At 50.1% G+C, this 18,728-nt stretch carries 17 protein-coding genes; all 17 read left to right on the top strand.

The window, feature by feature from the left end; genetic code table 11:
* Positions 1-330 precede the first annotated feature (330 nt).
* The 17 genes from AC0LWF_RS24960 to AC0LWF_RS24880 all read left to right on the top strand — a co-directional run bounded on the left by AC0LWF_RS24960 (position 331) and on the right by AC0LWF_RS24880 (position 18,574).
* On the top strand, positions 331-2,010 hold the full coding sequence (locus tag AC0LWF_RS24960; RefSeq protein ID WP_090574228.1) for a ribonuclease J: 1,680 nt from the start codon (positions 331-333) through the stop codon (positions 2,008-2,010).
* Positions 2,011-2,150: 140 nt separating this feature from the next.
* Positions 2,151-2,921: a ClpP family protease gene (locus tag AC0LWF_RS24955; RefSeq protein WP_474654245.1), complete on the top strand. Its 771-nt coding sequence runs from the start codon at positions 2,151-2,153 to the stop codon at positions 2,919-2,921.
* Positions 2,918-3,142 carry a YlzJ-like family protein gene (locus AC0LWF_RS24950; protein ID WP_474654244.1) on the top strand — a complete coding sequence of 75 codons (225 nt, stop codon included), beginning with the start codon at positions 2,918-2,920 and terminating at the stop codon, positions 3,140-3,142. Before AC0LWF_RS24955 ends, AC0LWF_RS24950 begins: the two co-directional genes overlap by 4 nt.
* A 76-nt stretch (positions 3,143-3,218) precedes the next feature.
* A complete protein-coding gene (locus tag AC0LWF_RS24945) occupies positions 3,219-5,882 on the top strand; it encodes an FtsK/SpoIIIE family DNA translocase (RefSeq protein ID WP_474654243.1) in 2,664 nt (887 codons plus the stop codon).
* A gap of 98 nt (positions 5,883-5,980) precedes the next feature.
* Complete coding sequence (gene sleB / locus AC0LWF_RS24940; RefSeq protein WP_474654242.1) at positions 5,981-6,760, top strand: spore cortex-lytic enzyme; 780 nt, start codon at positions 5,981-5,983, stop codon at positions 6,758-6,760.
* A gap of 130 nt (positions 6,761-6,890) precedes the next feature.
* Positions 6,891-8,171: an EF-P 5-aminopentanol modification-associated protein YfmF gene (gene yfmF, locus AC0LWF_RS24935; protein ID WP_474654241.1), complete on the top strand. Its 1,281-nt coding sequence runs from the start codon at positions 6,891-6,893 to the stop codon at positions 8,169-8,171.
* A 3-nt stretch (positions 8,172-8,174) separates the two neighbouring features.
* Positions 8,175-9,461, top strand: a complete 1,287-nt coding sequence (gene yfmH / locus AC0LWF_RS24930) for an EF-P 5-aminopentanol modification-associated protein YfmH (protein WP_474654240.1) — start codon at positions 8,175-8,177, stop codon at positions 9,459-9,461.
* Between the two features lie 14 nt (positions 9,462-9,475).
* Positions 9,476-10,207 (top strand): elongation factor P 5-aminopentanone reductase, encoded by a 732-nt coding sequence (gene ymfI, locus AC0LWF_RS24925; RefSeq protein WP_474654259.1) that lies wholly within the window; start codon positions 9,476-9,478, stop codon positions 10,205-10,207.
* Between the two features lie 88 nt (positions 10,208-10,295).
* Positions 10,296-10,547, top strand: a complete 252-nt coding sequence (locus AC0LWF_RS24920) for a DUF3243 domain-containing protein (RefSeq protein ID WP_474654239.1) — start codon at positions 10,296-10,298, stop codon at positions 10,545-10,547.
* A gap of 176 nt (positions 10,548-10,723) precedes the next feature.
* A complete protein-coding gene (locus AC0LWF_RS24915) occupies positions 10,724-11,488 on the top strand; it encodes a DUF3388 domain-containing protein (protein ID WP_090574242.1) in 765 nt (254 codons plus the stop codon).
* A gap of 17 nt (positions 11,489-11,505) precedes the next feature.
* A complete protein-coding gene (locus AC0LWF_RS24910; RefSeq protein WP_474654238.1) occupies positions 11,506-12,480 on the top strand; it encodes a helix-turn-helix domain-containing protein in 975 nt (324 codons plus the stop codon).
* A gap of 107 nt (positions 12,481-12,587) precedes the next feature.
* Positions 12,588-13,076 (top strand): YajQ family cyclic di-GMP-binding protein, encoded by a 489-nt coding sequence (locus tag AC0LWF_RS24905; protein WP_474654237.1) that lies wholly within the window; start codon positions 12,588-12,590, stop codon positions 13,074-13,076.
* Between the two features lie 135 nt (positions 13,077-13,211).
* On the top strand, positions 13,212-14,540 hold the full coding sequence (rimO, locus tag AC0LWF_RS24900) for a 30S ribosomal protein S12 methylthiotransferase RimO (RefSeq protein ID WP_474654236.1): 1,329 nt from the start codon (positions 13,212-13,214) through the stop codon (positions 14,538-14,540).
* Positions 14,537-15,121, top strand: coding sequence for a CDP-diacylglycerol--glycerol-3-phosphate 3-phosphatidyltransferase (gene pgsA / locus AC0LWF_RS24895; RefSeq protein ID WP_474654235.1), 585 nt, complete (start codon positions 14,537-14,539; stop codon positions 15,119-15,121). The genes rimO and pgsA overlap by 4 nt, the downstream gene beginning before the upstream one ends.
* Positions 15,122-15,246: 125 nt before the next feature.
* Positions 15,247-16,506, top strand: coding sequence for a competence/damage-inducible protein A (locus AC0LWF_RS24890; protein WP_474654234.1), 1,260 nt, complete (start codon positions 15,247-15,249; stop codon positions 16,504-16,506).
* Positions 16,507-16,728: 222 nt separating this feature from the next.
* A complete protein-coding gene (gene recA / locus AC0LWF_RS24885) occupies positions 16,729-17,793 on the top strand; it encodes a recombinase RecA (RefSeq protein ID WP_474654233.1) in 1,065 nt (354 codons plus the stop codon).
* 115 nt (positions 17,794-17,908) lie between these two features.
* Entirely contained in the window at positions 17,909-18,574 is a 666-nt protein-coding gene (locus tag AC0LWF_RS24880) for a RecX family transcriptional regulator (RefSeq protein ID WP_474654232.1), read from the top strand.
* The last annotated feature ends 154 nt before the right edge of the window (positions 18,575-18,728 follow it).

Raw genomic sequence — 18,728 nt, 5'->3', positions numbered from 1 at the left:
TTCCGCCGGAGGACGACGACAGCCGTTGACGCTTCGGATACAGTTATTACCGATTACTTGTTTTTCGTATTTTCAATCATGTATAATGAAGGCAAGTGACGGTGTGCGGCAAAATATTTGAAAATGGGTAACGCCAAGGGTGGCGTTCAAATGCACTAGTTATTAATTGCATGCGTTTTCGATCCTGCGGGAGGAAGCGATAAACGATGCGATTTCATGCGCTACAAATAAATTATTATATGGTGCGGACAAGCTTTCTTCAGTTTGCGGCCGACGGCTGCAGCTGTGGTTTGATTTGCTTCGTAAAACTATTAGGAGGTACGGATACACTTGTCTAAGAAAAACATCCAGGATAAGCTGCTTGTCTTTGCACTAGGCGGCGTTGGCGAGATCGGTAAGAACATGTACGTTGTCCAATATGGAAACGATATCGTCGTAGTTGATGCAGGTTTGAAGTTTCCAGAAGAAGATATGCTCGGAATCGATATCGTTATCCCTGACATAACGTATTTGACAGAGAACCGCGATAAAGTAAGAGGTATTCTCATTACTCACGGACACGAGGATCACATCGGCGGCTTGCCGTATGTGCTCAAGAATCTAAATGTACCGCTTTACGGTACGAAATTAACACTCGGTTTGATTGAAGGTAAACTGAAGGAAGCGGGCTTGCTAGGCGAGACGAAACGCATCCTGATCAATGCGGACACAGAGATCCAGCTTGGCTCGATCCGTGCATCCTTCTTCAAAACGAATCACAGTATTCCGGATTCGGTTGGCGTATGCTTGGACACGCCTGAGGGCTTGGTCGTTCACACAGGCGACTTTAAGTTTGACCATACACCGGTTAACAATCAATATGCTGATTTGCAACGTATGGCTGGTATCGGAGCTCGCGGCGTTCTTGCGCTTCTGTCCGATTCCACGAATGCAGAGCGCGCAGGCTTCACGCCTTCGGAGAGCATGATCGGCAATGAGCTTGAAGATATTTTCCGCAAAGCTACACAGCGCGTTGTCGTTGCTACGTTCGCTTCGAACGTTCACCGTATTCAGCAAGTTGTGAATGCTGCAGTAGCAACGAAGCGTAAAATTGCTGTCGTTGGCCGCAGTATGGTTAATGTCGTGTCGATTGCTTCTGAGCTTGGCTACTTGAACATCCCGGAAGGTATGATCATTGAACCTGAAGAAGTAAACAAAATGGCTGCAGACCGCGTTGCTGTTCTTTGCACAGGCAGCCAAGGCGAGCCAATGTCCGCACTTACTAGAATGGCGCGTTCGACGCACCGTAAAGTGGACATTTTGCCAGGCGACACTGTTATTATTGCAGCTACGCCAATTCCAGGTAACGAGCGTTATGTCGGCCGTACGGTGGACGAGCTATTCCGTCTAGGCGCAAACGTAATCTATGGACCAGGCTCTGTATCCGGCGTACACGTATCCGGTCACGGCAGCCAAGAAGAGCTGAAGCTGATGCTGAATCTCATCAGACCGAAGTACTTCATTCCGATCCATGGCGAGTACCGTATGCTTCGTCAGCACGCGCTTCTCGGCGAAGCAGTTGGTATCGAACGCGAGAACATCTTCGTTCTTGATAATGGCGATACAGTTGAATTCCAAGGTGGACAAGCACGCAAAGGCAGCAAAGTGCCAGCCGGTAACGTACTCATCGACGGTCTTGGCGTTGGCGATGTAGGTAACATCGTACTTCGCGACCGCAAGCTGCTCTCCCAAGACGGTATTCTTGTTGTTGTAGTGACGCTGAGCAAGCAAGACGGAACCATTTTGTCCGGTCCGGACATTATCTCCCGCGGCTTCGTTTATGTGCGTGAGTCCGAAGGTTTGCTCGAAGAAGCGAACCGTATCGTAACATCAACTTTGCATAAGCTAATGAACGACAAAGTCAATGAATGGGCATCACTGAAGACGAACGTGAAGGACGCGCTAGGTCGCTTCCTGTATGAGCAAACACGCCGTCGCCCGATGATTTTGCCAATCATTATGGAAGTATAGAATATGAATCAACTGGCGGTCTTCTCTTCTGATGAGAAGGCCGTTTTTTTGCGTTCTTGCTGCAGCAGTTGTATAAATCTGTGGGCTAATTCCATACTATGCAGAGCCGACCATAGGCAATATTGGAGGAGGTTTATGCAATGTGGGAAGAAGAGATTCAGTTTAAATCAGAGCAGCCGCAGCCGCAGCCAGGACCACCAGCAGGTGACAACAAGCCGCCTAGCACAAATCCGGTCGTAGAAGCGATTACGCAGCTTGGGCAGACATCGACGCCGTCATCCTCGGAATCGAACATCTTTTGTTTGACCATCATTGGACAGGTGGAAGGGCATCTCGTGCTCCCGCCGCAAAATAAAACGACGAAGTATGAGCATCTCATTCCACAACTGGTTGCAGCGGAGCAAAACTCGAAGATAGAAGGGATTATGATCGTGCTTAATACAGTCGGCGGTGATGTGGAGGCAGGGCTCGCCATCGCAGAGATGATCTCCTCACTTACGAAGCCGACTGTGACACTCGTGCTCGGAGGCGGGCACTCGATTGGTGTTCCGATTGCGGTAGCGGGGAATAAGTCGTTCATCGCGGAGACCGCAACGATGACCATTCATCCGATACGATTGAACGGGCTCGTTATCGGCGTCCCGCAGACATTCGAGTACTTGGACAAAATGCAGGAGCGCGTCGTTCGGTTTGTGACCTCTCACTCGAACATTACGGAGGAGAAGTTCAAGGAGCTCATGTTCAAGACCGGTGAACTGACGCGAGATATCGGCACTACCGTTATCGGGACAGATGCGGTGAAGCACGGGCTTATTGATGATGTAGGTGGGATTGGACAGGCGCTGCGCCAGCTCAATCTCTTTATCGATCAGCGTAAGCAATCCGCATCAACTGGAGGGCTGACACAATGACGATCTATTCGATAATGCCGCCTGAGCTTGTTTTCGACGGAATTAATACGGAACCTGGTCCATATGTGTCCGTCCATATTGGAGATGTGACTTTGCAAATCGAAGCAGTCTCACCAGGAATCGGCCGTATCGTTCGGCTGCTCGACGGTCCGCTTGATGCCTACTTGCGACCGGAACTATCGCCGGGAACCCTTATCCCATATGGGCATTCGGTATCGTAACCTTTGATACAGATTGGATAATTGTAGAACAAATGGTCGGTCTCCTATGGTATAATAATGACCAGAGGTGACCATTTTGGCGAAAAAAAAGAAGAAACGAAAGAGCTCGATCAAGACGAGCCTTAAATATGAAGTGTATGGAATTCTGCTGATTACAGTATCTGTCATTGCGCTATCCGGAGAGGCTACGGTGGGCAGATCGTTGACCAAACTGTTTGCTCTCATATTGGGCAATTTTTATTTTGTCCTTGCTTTAATTGGAATCTACGTGGGACTCGTGGTTATGGTGAAACGTGCTTGGCCATCCGGCTGGTCAAGCCGCAAGACAGGGTTACTGCTATGTGTTCTTGCTTGTACGCTTTGGAGCTCGATTGCGGTTATGGACCAGAAGACGGAGCCGACAGGCGGCCTCACTGCTTCATACATACTCGCACAGCTAGGCAGTGACGTTCGCGGCGCGCTCTTTAATGCGCCTGCAGGCGATCAAGGTGCGGTGACATCAATCAGCGGCGGTTATGCAGGAGCCATTCAGTATACGCTGCTATACGGGCTGTTTGGCTATTTTGGCGCGAAGTTCATTATGATTGTCATGTTCGCGATCGCAATCATGCTCATAACTGGCAAATCGTATGTGGATCTGCTGCGTGCAGGAAGGATTCGGGGGGCGAGACTATGGTCCTTGCTTCGCGTGAAGCTGTTCAGTAAGCGGAAGCCGCTTGCAGCATCCAATGCAAAAGGAGCTGCAGCGACAGGCAGTGTAGTCATGACGGATGATCTGGACGATGATGATGATGACTATGATGAGCTCCCAAGACCGGTTAAGCCTAAGCGCAGGTCTCCGTTCTTCTCTTGGTTCAATGATGTGCCTGACGCTTCGAATGCCGATGCGCACGATACGGAATGGCAGATGGAGGACGGGCACTCGACAGCAGCGATGGCAGGCGGAACCCGAGCGGTTCAGTGGCAGGATGATGAGGATGAGCAAGATGAGAATGGTTGGAAAGCGAATGTACTGGAGCAATTTAAAGAGCCTGGATCGCAGTCTTCGCCACATGTACAGCGAGTAGGCCAGGCAGAGGACGAACCAGAATGGGAGAAAATTGCCGATACCAATGCGGACGCGGCTATACTCGCAGATTATGTTCCTGATGAAGAGCAAGAGCCGCCTAATAAGGATGAGGAGGACAATGACGACCTAGACGAGGAGTTCGATAGCGAGCTGCCTGTCACGAACATACCGACAAGTCCAGCGATTACACCGGATGAACCGGATAGCCTAGAGAGTCCGGGCAGCATCGTGAAGCCGCCCACGGAGAAGCCTTATATATTGCCTCCGCTAACGCTTCTGCAGAAGCCGAGCGGGAGCGGGAAGTCCGGCGATTCCGCGGATTCAATCGAGGCGCGTCGAAAGCTGGAGGCTACGCTGGAGAGCTTCGGCGTTCGAGCGAAGGTGCTTGATGTTGTAAGGGGACCTGCGGTTACGCGGTATGAAGTACAGCCTGCAACCGGCGTGAAAGTAAGCCGGATCGTAGGCTTAACCGATGATATCGCGCTTGCCTTGGCAGCGAAGGATATTCGGATGGAAGCGCCGATTCCGGGCAAGTCAGCCATCGGGATTGAGGTGCCGAATACCGAGGTTTCCGTCGTGACGATGCGCGAGGTCATGGAGACGCCTTCATTCCAGAACGCCAGCTCCAAGCTGTCGATTGCGTTCGGCCGCGATATTTCCGGTCAACCGATTGTCGGCAACTTGGCTAAGATGCCCCATTTGCTCGTAGCTGGTGCTACAGGCTCAGGTAAATCGGTTTGTATCAATGGCATTATTTCAAGCATTCTGTTCAAAGCGCGCCCAGATGAAGTGAAGCTGCTCATGATTGACCCGAAGATGGTTGAGCTCAATATGTACAATGGCATTCCACATCTTCTGGCTCCAGTAGTAACCGATCCGAGACGAGCATCACTCGCGCTTAAAAAAATTGTGGTCGAGATGGAGAAGCGGTATGAGCTATTCTCTAAGTCGGGAACACGGAACATTGAAGGTTACAATACGTTGATGGCAGATAATCCTGCGGCAGTGCTTCCATATATCGTTGTTATCGTGGACGAGCTTGCCGATCTCATGATGGTGGCTGCTAATGATGTAGAGGATTCGATTTGCCGTCTCGCGCAGATGGCGCGTGCATCCGGCATTCACTTGATTATCGCTACGCAGCGTCCATCAGTCGATGTTATTACAGGTCTTATTAAAGCGAACATCCCTTCGCGGATTGCATTCGGCGTTTCCTCGCAGGTGGACTCGCGTACGATTCTTGACTCTGTCGGCGCGGAGAAGCTTCTTGGCCGAGGAGATATGCTGTTCCTGCCTGTAGGCATGTCGAAGCCGATTCGTGTCCAAGGCGCATGGCTCTCCGATCAGGAGGTCGAATCTATCGTTGCTTATGCGCGCGGTCAAGGAGAAGCGGAATATAAAGAAGATCTCGTTCCCGAGATCGACGACAGTGTAACCGAGCCCGAAGAGATTCTCGATGAGCTGTACGATCAAGCGGTTCGGATCGTACTGGAGGCTAAGCAAGCTTCCGTCTCGCTGCTACAGCGGCGGATGCGGATTGGCTACACGCGCGCAGCAAGACTGATTGACCAGATGGAAGCACGCAGCATTGTCGGGCCGTACGAAGGCAGCAAGCCGCGTGAAGTCATGTTGACGCTGGATCAATATGACGCAGGAAAGATTAGCTCCTAATCCAGATTCGTGCATAATCATTCCCTTGATTTCTCATACTAGCCATATGCTTCGCTTGCTTAACGAAACCACTTGCAAGAGAAAGGCAGATTCTAGTGATGAGAAATCGTTTAATAACGGTGACCATCGTCATCGTCCTTCTGTTGTTTGGCGCATTTACGATCAAGCATGCTTCCTTTGGCAAGACAACCGAGACGTTCAGCAGTGCGATACTTAAGGTTGGCTCGTCCGGCAAAGACGTAAAGGAGCTGCAAGGCCGCCTGAAGGCGCTCGGTTTTTTCGACGGAGCGATAGACGGTGTGTTCGGTACGAAGACGAAAAATTCAGTGACTTGGTTTCAATGGAAGTTCGGCATAAAAGCCGACGGCGTTGTAGGCGCCAAGACGAAGCTGAAGCTGTGGGAAGCAACAAAGGATTGGAAGCCGACAGCTGAGAGCTCCGGCAGCGGCAGTACTGGAACAGGTACTTCACCGCCTGCAAGCTCCGACTCTACTGATCTTAGCAAGTCGAATAAGCTTGGACTTAGTGCGAATGATCTGAAACTGATGGCAAATGCGGTGTATGGCGAATCACGCGGCGAGCCTTATATCGGCCAGGTGGCGGTGGCAGCAGTCATTCTAAACCGGGTGAAGTCGCCGAGCTTCCCGAACACGGTGTCCGGCGTTATTTTTCAACCGGGGGCATTTACGGCTGTAGCGGACGGACAAATTTGGCTGACACCGAATGAGAATGCGAAGAAGGCCGTTCAAGATGCCATAAACGGCATGGATCCAACCGGAGGCTGTATCTATTACTTCAATCCGGAGACAGCAACATCGAAGTGGATTTGGTCGCGTCCACAGGTCAAAACAATCGGCAAACATATTTTCTGCATGTAGCAATTACGGGAGCAGCCTGCATTCGACCGCAGGTTGCTTCTTCCATTTCCAATCGGGTAGAATGGAATAGAAGTTTGGGAAATGGAATAGATTGACTTTATAAACTTGAGCGGAAGGGGACGTCACGAGCGTGAGCAACTCTCCATTTCAACGAGGTCAGCTGAATCGAATTCGTCTGCATGTATTGCCGACACAGCGCTTCAAGACCTTCTCGATTTCTTTATACGCAGGTCTGCCTCTAACGGAAGAAACCGTTACATCGGTAGCCCTAGTACCGTTTATCCTTCGCAGGGGAACGGCATCTACACCAGAAACTATCGCGTTTCGCGAGCGGCTGGACGATCTGTACGGCGCAGGCTTCGGCTTTGATGTTTATAAGCGCGGCGATGCTCAGATTGTACAATTCCGCATGGATGTCATCAATGATAAGTTCGTCTCATCGAACCAACCGCTGCTTGCGGCATCGCTGAAGCTGCTCGGCGAAGTGCTGACAGAGCCGACACTCGAGAACGGCCATCTGCGTTCGAAGTATGTCGAAGCGGAGAAAGAAACGCTGCGCAAGCGGCTGGAAGCGATTATTAATGACAAAATCAGATATGCGGCAGAGCGTTGCCTAGAAGTGATGTGCGAGGATGAACCGTATCGGCTTCACCCTCTTGGCAAGCTTGAGGATATCGAAGGCATTACACCGGCGTCGATCACGGCTGCGTACCGTGATTGGCTGTCCAAAGCTGCTTTCGACCTCTATGTCGTTGGGGATACGTCGCTGGAAGAAGTGAAAGCGCTCGTAGCTGAAGCGTTCCATCATAATGATGGTGAGCCGGCGGATTACGAACTCCCTGTCGTGAGTAAGCCTGTAGGCCAAGTTCGTAACGTTGTCGAGCGGATGGAGGTAACGCAAGGCAAGCTTAATTTGGGCCTGCGTATTAATACCGCCTATGGGGACGACGATTACCCTGCAGCGCTCATGTACAATGGCATACTCGGCGGATACCCGCATTCGAAGCTGTTCCTGAACGTACGGGAGAAAGCGAGTCTCGCTTACTATGCCGCATCCCGTCTTGATGGGCATAAAGGCATCTGCACAATCCAATCAGGGATCGAGTTCGCCAACTATGAGAAGGCGACAACCATTATTCAAGAGCAGCTTGAAAGCATGCGCATCGGCTCTTATACCGATCTGGAGATGAATCAGACGAAAGCGATGATCGCGAACCATTTGCGCGAGCTGCAAGACTCCGCGAATGAGATGATCGGATTTGATTTCAATGCGATTCTCTCGAAGCGGGAGCGCTCGGCTCAGCAGCTGCTCGAGCAAGTTCAGGCAGTAACGGCTGAACAGATCGCTGCGATTGCGAAGAAGACTGAGCTTGATACGATCTATTTCCTACGTGATCGGAAGGAGGGTTAATAGATGGAGACGTTAGCTTACCCAGGCGTTCAAGAGAAGCTGTATCGTGAAGTAATGCCAAACGGTCTGGAAGTCGTCGTTCTGCCGAAGCAAGGGTTTAGCAAAACCTATGCGACGTTTGCAACGAAATACGGCTCCATTGATAACCGTTTCGCAGTTGGCGAACAGACGCCGATTTCCGTACCGGACGGAATAGCCCACTTCCTGGAGCACAAAATGTTCGAGGAGCCGACAGGTGATATTTTTGCGACCTTCGCATCACAGGGCGCTTCAGCGAATGCGTTTACAAGCTTTGACAGGACTGTCTATCTGTTCTCGGCAACCGAGCAAATTGATGCGAACCTGCGGACGCTTATCGACTTTGTTCAGAACCCTTACTTCACAGACGAGAATGTCGAGAAGGAGAAAGGCATCATTGAGCAAGAAATCAATATGTACCGGGACAATGCGGACTGGCGCGTGTATTTCGGATTAATAGATGCACTGTACCACAAGCATCCGATTCATATTGATATTGCGGGAACAGTCGAGTCTATTTATCAAATTGATAAAGAAACGCTGTACCGCTGCTACGAAACGTTCTACCATCCGTCGAATATGTTCCTCTTCGTGGTGGGTGGAATAGAGCCTGAAGCTGTTATGCAGCTGGTTCGTGAGAATCAGGCTGCGAAGAGCTTTGAGCCGCAAGGTGAAATTGCCAGATTCTTCGATGCAGAACCGGAGACGGTAAAGATAGCTCGCAAGACGACGGAACTTCCAGTGTCCATGCCTAAGTGCATGATCGGCTTCAAGGAAGCTCGCGGTTCGAAAGATCCAACAGAGCTGCTTCGCACCGAACTGACGACGAAGCTGATGCTTGAGGCGCTGCTCGGCTCGAGTTCGCCGATTTATCATGCGCTGTACGATGACAATCTTATCTCCGATTCGTTTGGGCATGAGTTCAACAGTAGCGAGGACTATGCGTTCTCCGTCGTTGGTGGCGAAACACGGGACCCGGATGAGCTCATTCGCAGACTGCGTGAGGCGATCGAGGGCGCTAAGGCGAGCGGCCTTGATAAAGCGACTTTCGAAAGGACGAAACGAAAGAAGATTGGCGGCTACTTGCGTATGCTCAACTCCCCTGAGGCAATTGCCGGAGAATTTACGCGGTATCGGTTCCGTGGTGCTGACTTGTTCAAGCTTGTACCCGTGTATGAAGATATCACACTGGATGAAGCGAATGCGCGGCTGCGCAGTCATTTCGACTGGAACCGAATGGCAGTATCCATTGTAGCGAAAGAAGCGAAGTGAAAACATTAAAGGAAATGACGGTTCTTGTAACTGGGGGAAGCCGAGGCATCGGCGCGGCAATTGCGCGCCGGTTCGCCTCGGAGAACATGAACGTCGTCATTCACTATAATCAAGCGCATGAAGCGGCGAACGAAACTGCTCGCACCTGCATGCGTCTTGGCGCTGCCAATGTATTGACCGTAACGGCAGATATTCGTTCTAGAGAACAGCTCACTCGGATGCGAGAGAAGCTGGAGCAGCGCGGCATGATGCCGGACATCGTCGTGAACAATGCTGGCATTGCGCATTACAGCATGCTTGCCGACGTGACGGATGAGGTATGGGATGAAGTGATGGATGTGAATTTGAAGGGCATGTTCCTCTGCACACAGCTGTTCATGCCGGCAATGATCTCACAGCGCTTCGGCCGTATCATTAATGTATCGTCGATCTGGGGGATGTCGGGCGCTTCGTGTGAAGTGCTCTATTCAACGAGCAAGGGCGGCATGAACGCTTTTACGAAAGCGTTGGCTAAGGAGCTCGCCCCATCAGGCGTGACGGTTAATGCCGTCGCTCCAGGTGCTGTCGATACCGTCATGTTGGACAACCTGAACGCTGAAGAGAAAAGCGCCTTGGAGTCGGAAATTCCTCTCGGACGCTTTGCGCAGCCTGAAGAAATTGCATCGCTCGTTTATTTTCTGGCGCTGCCCGAGTCAGCTTATATTACCGGTCAGATCATCAGTCCGAACGGCGGCTGGCTAACCTAAAGGTTGATTGTTGTATAAGAAGGACGCTTTGCGTGTAAAATACGATTGTTGCCGAGTAACGGCTAACGCGCAAAGGAGGAACGAACAAATGTCAACTGTCCTTTCTAATTACGACACTTGGAAAAACTTCTTGAATGATCGTGTTTCACAGGCTAAAGGAATGGGTTTGAACGAAGATACGATTGCGAATCTTGCTTATGAGATCGGCTCCTTCCTTGGGGAAAAGGTCGATCCTAAGAACGAGCAGGAACGGGCAATTAAAGAGCTATGGGATGTCGGCGATGAGTCAGAGCGTAAAACGATTGCAGGCCTGATGGTCAAGCTTGTCCAGCAATCGTAAACGTTCATTCAGAAAAGTTAGGCGTGAAACTTATAGTTTCTGAATGATTCGGAAAAGCCTCCCGCTAGTGGAGGCTTTTCTGTAATGTTTTGATGAGTTGCAGGATATTGACGAATATTGTAGAATAATGTTTTTAGAGCCGCATTATCCTTTTTATACTTAAATAGAGGTGTCCTATGGAGTTCAAACAGTGGTACATGGAATATAAAATACATAAGAACCGTCCTGGTCTGCTTGGCGACATTGCTTCGCTGCTCGGGATGCTTGAAGTCAATATCCTTACAATCAACGGCGTAGAGAACCGTACGCGCGGCATGCTGCTCCAAACAAATGATGATGAGAAAATCGAAATTCTCGGCCGTATGCTCGAGAAGGTTGACAATATTACCGTTCTGAAGCTTCGTGAGCCAAAGCTTGTTGATATTCTTGCTGTTCGCCATGGTCGCTACATTGAGCGCGATTCGGACGACCGCAAGACGTTCCGCTTCACGCGCGATGAGCTTGGTATGCTCGTTGATTTCCTTGGCGAGGTGTTTAAACGGGAAGGCAATCAATTGATCGGTTTGCGCGGAATGCCGCGCGTAGGGAAGACAGAATCCATCATTGCGGGCAGTGTTTGCTCCAATAAACGTTGGACGTTTGTTTCATCTACTTTGCTTCGCCAGACCGTGCGCAGCCAGCTGTCGGAAGAGGAAATGACGCCAAACAACATTTTTATTATTGATGGCATTGTAAGTACAATCAGATCGAATGAGAAGCATCATGCACTCCTTCATGAAATAATGGCGATGCCTTCGACGAAGGTTATTGAGCATCCGGATATTTTCGTTAAGGAATCTTCCTTTGAATACAGCGATTTCGATTACATTATCGAGCTTCGCAATACACCGGATGAGGAAATTTCATACGAGAAGTTTACGATGGGGTATGACGATTTCTAAACTAAGGAGGTGTGGTCATGTCGGATTTAGGCGCTCTGCTGCGGAAGGCAAGGGAGCAGCGCAATCTGTCACTGGATGATATCCAGGAATTAACGAAAATTCGCAAACGCTATCTCGAAGCGATTGAGGACGGCAATTATAAAGTGCTGCCTGGATCTTTTTATGTGCGTGCATTTGTGAAAAACTATTCGGAAGCGGTCGGCTTAGATGCTGAAGAGGTGCTTCGCTTATATACCAATGAAATCCCTTCAAGCGCTCCGGAGCAAGTGATTGAACCCGTTCAGCGGCCACGCCGGGCGCAATCTCATTCATCTGACCGTCTTAGTCGGTGGGGCTTTCGCGCGCTAATGTGGTCATTCCTGCTTCTGATCGCGGTATTGGTCTATGTCTATGCGATTAAGCAGCCGGACAAGGACAAGGTCAATTCGGCGGACCAGACGAAGATGACGGATCAGACGAAGCCGCCTGAGACGACACCAGATAAGGATACGGTTAAGAACAATACCGATACTGATCAAACAACGACGGATAATTCGACAGACGGTCAAACGAACAATGTTACAACGCCTCCAAAAGACGAAACGCCACCGGTCGAACAGACGACACCGCCTCCACCAACAACAACGTTGGCATTGGACCGTTCAAGCGGAACTGTTGACTTCTATACCGTAGCTCCGGCAGGCAAGCATACCGTTACTTTTACTGCAACCGGTCGCGTGTGGGTCGGCATCAAGAGCAAGAACCGCAGCGGAAAATATATTTATCAGAAGCAGTTTGATACAGCAGGAGGAACGGAAACCTTTGAGGTGGACGGACCTGCCTATGTGAATGTAGGGCGAGCTGATTATGTTGAAGTGACCGTCGACGGCGTTGCACTCGTTGATGGCAATAAAGCGAATCCGCGCAGAATGCAGCTGAATATGGCTGAAACGACGACTGAGACGCCTGCGGGAACGCAAAAGGAGACAACGGAGACTCCTGCAACGCAATGAAGAAGGGCATTCTTCCTGGCAATGTCAGGGGTGAATGCCTTTTCTTGCGGATAAAGATGAGTTATAATGTTTTTCATGAAAAAGATGTAGAGGAGTTGCAATGAAACATGGCAGAGAATGCGTTTGATATTGTATCGAAAGTCGATATGCAAGAACTGAACAATGCAATTACACAAGCGCTGCGTGAAATCGAGACGCGCTTTGATTTCAAGAACAGCAAGAGTAGCATCGAACTTGAGAAGGAAGATATTGTTGTCGTCTCCGATGATGAGTACAAGCTGAAGAGCGTTATCGATATTTTGCAATCCAAAATGATCAAGCGCGGCGTTCCGATCAAGAACATGGAGTTCGGTAAAGTTGAGGGCGCTTCTGCAGGAACAGTCAGACAGAAGATTAAGCTGAAGCAAGGCATCGAGCAAGATATTTCGAAGAAGATCAATACGCTTATTCGTGACTCAAAGCTGAAAGTGAAGAGCCAGATTCAAGGCGATTCCATCCGTGTTACTGGCAAGAGCCTTGATGATTTGCAAGCCGTTATGGCGATGCTAAGAGGGGCGGATTTACAGATTGACCTGCAATTTACGAACTACCGTTAGTGAAAGTTATGTTAAACTAAAGTCCTGATTTGCCGCGTTTCGCGCAGGCAAGTAGGGCTTTTTCCTTTTTTGACACTGTAAATGCCTTGTATTATACTTGTTAGGATAGCTTTTCGGAGGGGTTTGGGGGATATAATGACAGAACGAGTTAAAGTAGTAACGTTAGGTTGTGAGAAAAATCTCGTGGATTCGGAGATTATGTCCGGATTAATCGATGCGCGCGGCTACCAGTTAGTCGATCAGGCGGATGACGCTACGGTTATTATTGTGAACACTTGCGGTTTTATTGATGCAGCAAAGGAAGAATCGGTCAATACGATTCTTGATATGGCTGAATTTAAACAAACGGGACGTCTGAAGGCCCTTATCGTTTCCGGTTGTTTGACTCAGCGCTACAAGAAGCAGCTCATGGAAGAAATGCCTGAAATTGATGGGATTGTCGGAACAGGCGATTTCCACCACATTACAGATATTGTCGATGAAGCTCTTAACGGTAAACGTCCGGTGAAGGTAGGCAATCCAGCATTCGACTATGACCAGAAGCTTCCGCGTCTTGTTACGACGCCGCGTTACACCGCCTATGTGAAGATTGCTGAGGGCTGTGATAATGCATGTACCTTCTGTTCGATCCCGATTATGCGTGGTAAATTCCGCAGTCGTTCGATGGAGTCGATTGTTGCGGAAGTGCAGCAGCTTGCAGATCAGGGCGTGAAGGAAGTCAGCCTCATAGCGCAAGACTCGACGAACTACGGTACGGACCTGTACGATAAATTTATGCTGCCAGAGCTGCTGAACCGCGTCAGCGAAGTAGAAGGCATCGCGTGGGTGCGTCTGCACTATGCATACCCTGGCTTCTTCTCGGACGAGCTGATTGAGACAATCGCTTCGAACGACAAAGTGTGCAACTACATTGATATGCCGCTGCAGCACAGCGAGGATTCGATTCTGAAGCGGATGCGCCGCCCAGGCCGTCAGACGGATACGCGTGCGCTAGTTCAGCGCATTCGTTCACGTATCCCGGATGTAGCGCTCCGCACATCGATTATCGTCGGCTTCCCTGGCGAAACCGAAGAGGATTTCGAGCGCCTGTGCGATTTTGTGCGCGAGATGAAGTTTGATCGTCTTGGCGTGTTCACTTATTCTCCGGAAGAGGATACACCTGCCGTTCGTTTGCCGAACGAGGTGCCGGATGATGTGAAGGAATGGCGTTCCAATACACTAATGGAAATTCAGCGCGAAGTGTCCAAAGAGCTGAACGGCAAACATATCGGCAAAGAGATCGACGTGCTTGTTGAACGCTATGATGGCCGCAGCGATGTATATGTTGGCCGTTCTGCCTACGATGCGCCAGAGATTGACGGTGAAGTATTTATTACGAAATGCAAAGCCGCTATCGGCGAAATTCAAAGAGTGCGCATCACGCACGCTTATGAGTTTGATATGTCCGGGGAGGGACTATCGTGAATTTAGCCAATCGTATTACGCTTGTCCGCATCTTTTTGGTTCCGATCATCATGGTGCTGCTCTTAATTAATGTAGATTTGAAGCCGCTAACGATTTCTGGCTCCGATTTCTCCATTACTTGGAATCAAATTTTGGCTGCGCTTGTCTTCATTATTGCAGCGAGTACAGATGGTCTGGATGGCTATATTGCGCGTAAAAATAAGATTGTAACGAATTTGGGCAAATTGCTTGATCCGCTAGCGGACAAGCTGCTCGTCGCTGCAGTGCTTATTTCGCTTGTTGAGATGTCCAAGCTGGATGCTTGGATTGCAATTGTGATTATTAGCCGCGAGTTCGCTGTAACCGGGCTTCGCCAAATTGCGCTGCTTGAAGGCTCTGTACTTGCAGCGAGCAAATGGGGCAAGTGGAAGACGGCTGTGCAAATTACGATGATTATCGCGCTCCTGCTGAACAACTTTCCGTTTACGTTTGTGGATTTCCCGTTTGACATCATTGCCAGCTATGCTGCTGCATTGATCACGGTTTATTCCGGAATCGATTATTTCGTCAAGAATAAGAATTTGATTCCGATCAATGAATAGTTCGCTCTCCAAAAAGTAAGCTTGCATATAGCATCGCTTCTTCTGAATAATAGAAGAGGTGATGCTTTGTTTGTCTTATTGCCAGTTATCGATAAATGTATCTACATAAGAATGGAGTTGTTGAGATGCGTGCTGAAATTATCGCAGTCGGGACGGAGCTGCTGCTCGGCCAGACGGTGAACACGAATGCGACGTACTTATCGCAAGGGCTTGCGGAGCTTGGAATTGATGTTTACTTTCAGACGGTTGTCGGCGACAATGCCGGGCGAATTCGCCAAGCGATTGAGCTCGCGCGCACAAGAGCCGATCTGATTCTTTTCACAGGGGGACTTGGCCCGACGCAGGATGACCTGACGAAGGATGCGCTTGCCGCTTATTTGAACCGTGCAATCGAGCTGCACCAGCCGTCTATGGACACAATCGTGGAGCTGTTCACATCACGGGGCATTCATATGGTTGAGAGCAACCGCAGACAGGCACATCTGATTGAAGGCAGTGATCCGCTTAAGAATGATGCGGGGCTGGCTGTCGGTAACGCGCTGAGCGAGGATGGCACTCATTATGTGCTGCTGCCAGGTCCGCCGCGCGAGATGAAAGTGATGTTTGATGGTCCGGCGAAGGCGTGGATCCGCTCTATCATGGGCGAGGAGCGCAAGCTGTTCTCGCGCCAGCTGATGTTCGCCGGAATCGGCGAATCGAGCCTTGAGGAAGAGCTGATCGACCTGATTAATGCGCAGACAGATCCTTCGATTGCGCCGTATGCGAAGGATGGCGAAGTTGCAATTCGGATCTCGACGAAAGCGCTGGACCAAGCGGAAGCTGATGCGCGGCTGGATGCGACAGAGGCGCAGATTAAGACGCGCGTTGGGAAGCATCTGTACGCTCGCGAGGATATTCCGCTAGAGGAGGCGGTCATTAGGCTGCTGCGTGCTTCCACGCGGACGCTGGCCAGCGCAGAGAGCCTCACAGGCGGTCTGTTCGCGCAGCTGCTCACGCAAATTCCAGGCAGCAGCGGCGAGTTTGCCGGCGGCGTCGTGACATACACGAACTTGATGAAGCACAAGCTACTGAGTATCCCGATGTCCCAGCTGGAGGGGACAGATGCTCCAGGTGCGGTCAGCGAGTCCACCGCTGCGCTTATGGCGGAGCGGGTGCGTGAGCTGGCAGACAGCGACTTCGGCGTGTCGCTGACGGGCGTTGCGGGTCCGGCCGAGTCCGAGGGCAAGCCGGTTGGCCTTGTTTATTTCGGGCTGGCGGAGCGAGGCAAACCTACATGTGTTTTCACCGCTAAGTTGAGCGGCAATCGCGGCATTATTCGACTGCGTGCAGCGAAGTCGCTGATGTACCGGGTCTGGCAAGCACTAAGCGGAGCAGAGGAGAATTAGCTAGCGGTTATGGTTTAAATAAGGCTTGCCAACTTGCTGGCGAATCGACTATAATCGACATTAGTTACCGGAAGAACCGTGGCGAAGATTACTTTGCTGCGGTTCTTTTTTTCTCCTTTTTGGCCAAAAGAGAAAAATAAGAATATATGTTCGTAAAAACTCTTGTCAAAGCGATAGAAACAAGGTATCATAAAAGTATAAATCATGAAGGATGTGAGTTCGTTGGCAGATCGTAAAGCCGCACTCGAAATGGCGCTTCGTCAAATAGAGAAGCAATTTGGTAAGGGCTCTATTATGAAGCTCGGTGAATCTACTCATATGCAAGTTGAAACTGTATCCAGCGGTGCGCTGGCATTAGATATTGCACTTGGAATTGGCGGGTTCCCACGGGGCCGTATTATTGAAGTTTATGGTCCAGAATCTTCCGGTAAAACAACCGTTGCGCTGCACGCAATCGCAGAAGTTCAACGTGCAGGTGGACAAGCTGCTTTTATTGATGCCGAGCATGCGCTCGATCCATCCTATGCAAGCAAGCTTGGCGTAAACATTGACGAGCTATTGCTTTCCCAACCGGATACTGGGGAGCAAGGCCTTGAAATCGCTGAAGCGCTCGTTCGCAGCGGTGCAGTTGATATCGTTGTCGTTGACTCTGTTGCAGCACTCGTTCCGAAGGCGGAAATCGAAGGCGATATGGGCGACTCCCACGTAGGTCTACAAGCTCGTCTGATGTCGCAGGCGCTTCGTAAGCTGTCCGGTGCGATTAGCAAATCGAAGACGATTACGATCTTCATCAACCAGCTTCGCGAGAAAGTCGGCGTAATGTTCGGTAACCCTGAGACGACGCCAGGCGGCCGTGCGTTGAAGTTCTACTCCACGATCCGACTTGATGTGCGCCGTATTGAGTCTGTTAAGCAAGGTAACGACATTGTCGGTAACCGGACTCGTATTAAAGTTGTAAAGAACAAAGTTGCTCCTCCATTTAAACAAGCAGAAGTCGATATTATGTACGGAGAGGGCATTTCCAAAGAGGGAAGTCTCGTTGATATCGGCGTCGAGCTGGAGATTATCCAGAAGAGCGGCGCTTGGTTCTCCTACAATGGCGAGCGTCTCGGCCAAGGTCGTGAGAATGCGAAACAGTTCTTGAAGGATCACCGCGATATTGCAGCGGTCATTGATAAGCTAATCCGCGAAGCAAGCAATGTGGCAGCGGCGGCGGCAGGGAATGAACCTGTAAGCCAAGACGACGATGATGATTTCGAGGACGAATTGGACTTGGAAGTGGAATAAATCTCCGTTGACTTATGTCAATTGGTAAATAGAGAAGCACCTGTCAGCAGGTGCTTCTCTATTTTTGTAGGTTTTGGATTGTGTAGGTTTTGGCAATAGTGGAAGGAGGAATTCGGTGTTAATTATTACCGGTGTGGAGCAGGATCGCAAATTAAAGCAAAGGTACCATTTATTTGTAAATAATTCGCAGGAACCTTATATCAATGTACATGAAGACTTGCTCATAAAGTTTCGGCTGTTCAAGGATCGCGAGATCCATGCGGACGAGCTGAAGGAGATTGTAGAAGAAGATAGCCGGCACCGCGCCTATATAACGGCGCTCGCGTACCTTGGAGCGAGGCAAAGGACGGAGAAGGAGATACTGCGCTATCTAGCTAAGAAAGAAATCGATGCCGAGGTGGCTGCGAAGGCGATTGTTCGACTGACGCAGGAAGGTTTGGTGAACGATAACCAATACGCGAACATGTATGCGTCAGAGAAGATGAGAACTCAGCTGAAAGGCAGACGCCTTCTTCAGCAAGAGCTGCAGCAGCGCGGCATCTCCAAGGATATGGCGAAGCAAGCTTCACAGGAGCTGAGCGCGGAATCGGAGCTCGAGGTCGCGGTTCGGGCGGCCAACAAGAAATGGCCTTATATTAAGGGCGAGCCGCGGGAGAGGAAGCAGAAGCTGGCTGCGTTTCTGCTGCGCCGCGGGTTTCCGATGAGCGTTGTGCGGGAAGCGGTCAAAGCTGCTGCGCAGCGGATGGAAGATGATGAAGATGGGCACATGCTTGACAATTGATTTTCACAACAGATAAAATGAGTTTGTATTATACATTTCTAGAATCGATTTTCCTTCCAAAAATTGATTCGAACCCATTATTTCCGTCAATTAAGTAATGTACGTATCGGGTTAAAAACCGGCTGTGAAAAAAACAAATACTATTCCCAAGCGT

This window comes from Paenibacillus sp. sgz302114, from assembly GCF_056120345.1.
The sequence above is the reverse complement of the archived record's forward strand: the minus strand, read 5'-3'. Positions and strand labels throughout refer to the sequence as shown.

Coding starts and splice junctions, on each gene's coding strand:
- AC0LWF_RS24955 (WP_474654245.1), top strand. CDS start 2,151: ATGTGGGAAGAAGAGATTCAGTTTAAATCAGAGCAGCCGCAGCCGCAG.
- rimO (WP_474654236.1), top strand. CDS start 13,212: ATGACAGAACGAGTTAAAGTAGTAACGTTAGGTTGTGAGAAAAATCTC.
- sleB (WP_474654242.1), top strand. CDS start 5,981: ATGAGAAATCGTTTAATAACGGTGACCATCGTCATCGTCCTTCTGTTG.
- AC0LWF_RS24920 (WP_474654239.1), top strand. CDS start 10,296: ATGTCAACTGTCCTTTCTAATTACGACACTTGGAAAAACTTCTTGAAT.
- ymfI (WP_474654259.1), top strand. CDS start 9,476: ATGACGGTTCTTGTAACTGGGGGAAGCCGAGGCATCGGCGCGGCAATT.
- yfmH (WP_474654240.1), top strand. CDS start 8,175: ATGGAGACGTTAGCTTACCCAGGCGTTCAAGAGAAGCTGTATCGTGAA.
- AC0LWF_RS24890 (WP_474654234.1), top strand. CDS start 15,247: ATGCGTGCTGAAATTATCGCAGTCGGGACGGAGCTGCTGCTCGGCCAG.
- AC0LWF_RS24910 (WP_474654238.1), top strand. CDS start 11,506: ATGTCGGATTTAGGCGCTCTGCTGCGGAAGGCAAGGGAGCAGCGCAAT.
- AC0LWF_RS24915 (WP_090574242.1), top strand. CDS start 10,724: ATGGAGTTCAAACAGTGGTACATGGAATATAAAATACATAAGAACCGT.
- AC0LWF_RS24905 (WP_474654237.1), top strand. CDS start 12,588: ATGGCAGAGAATGCGTTTGATATTGTATCGAAAGTCGATATGCAAGAA.
- AC0LWF_RS24950 (WP_474654244.1), top strand. CDS start 2,918: ATGACGATCTATTCGATAATGCCGCCTGAGCTTGTTTTCGACGGAATT.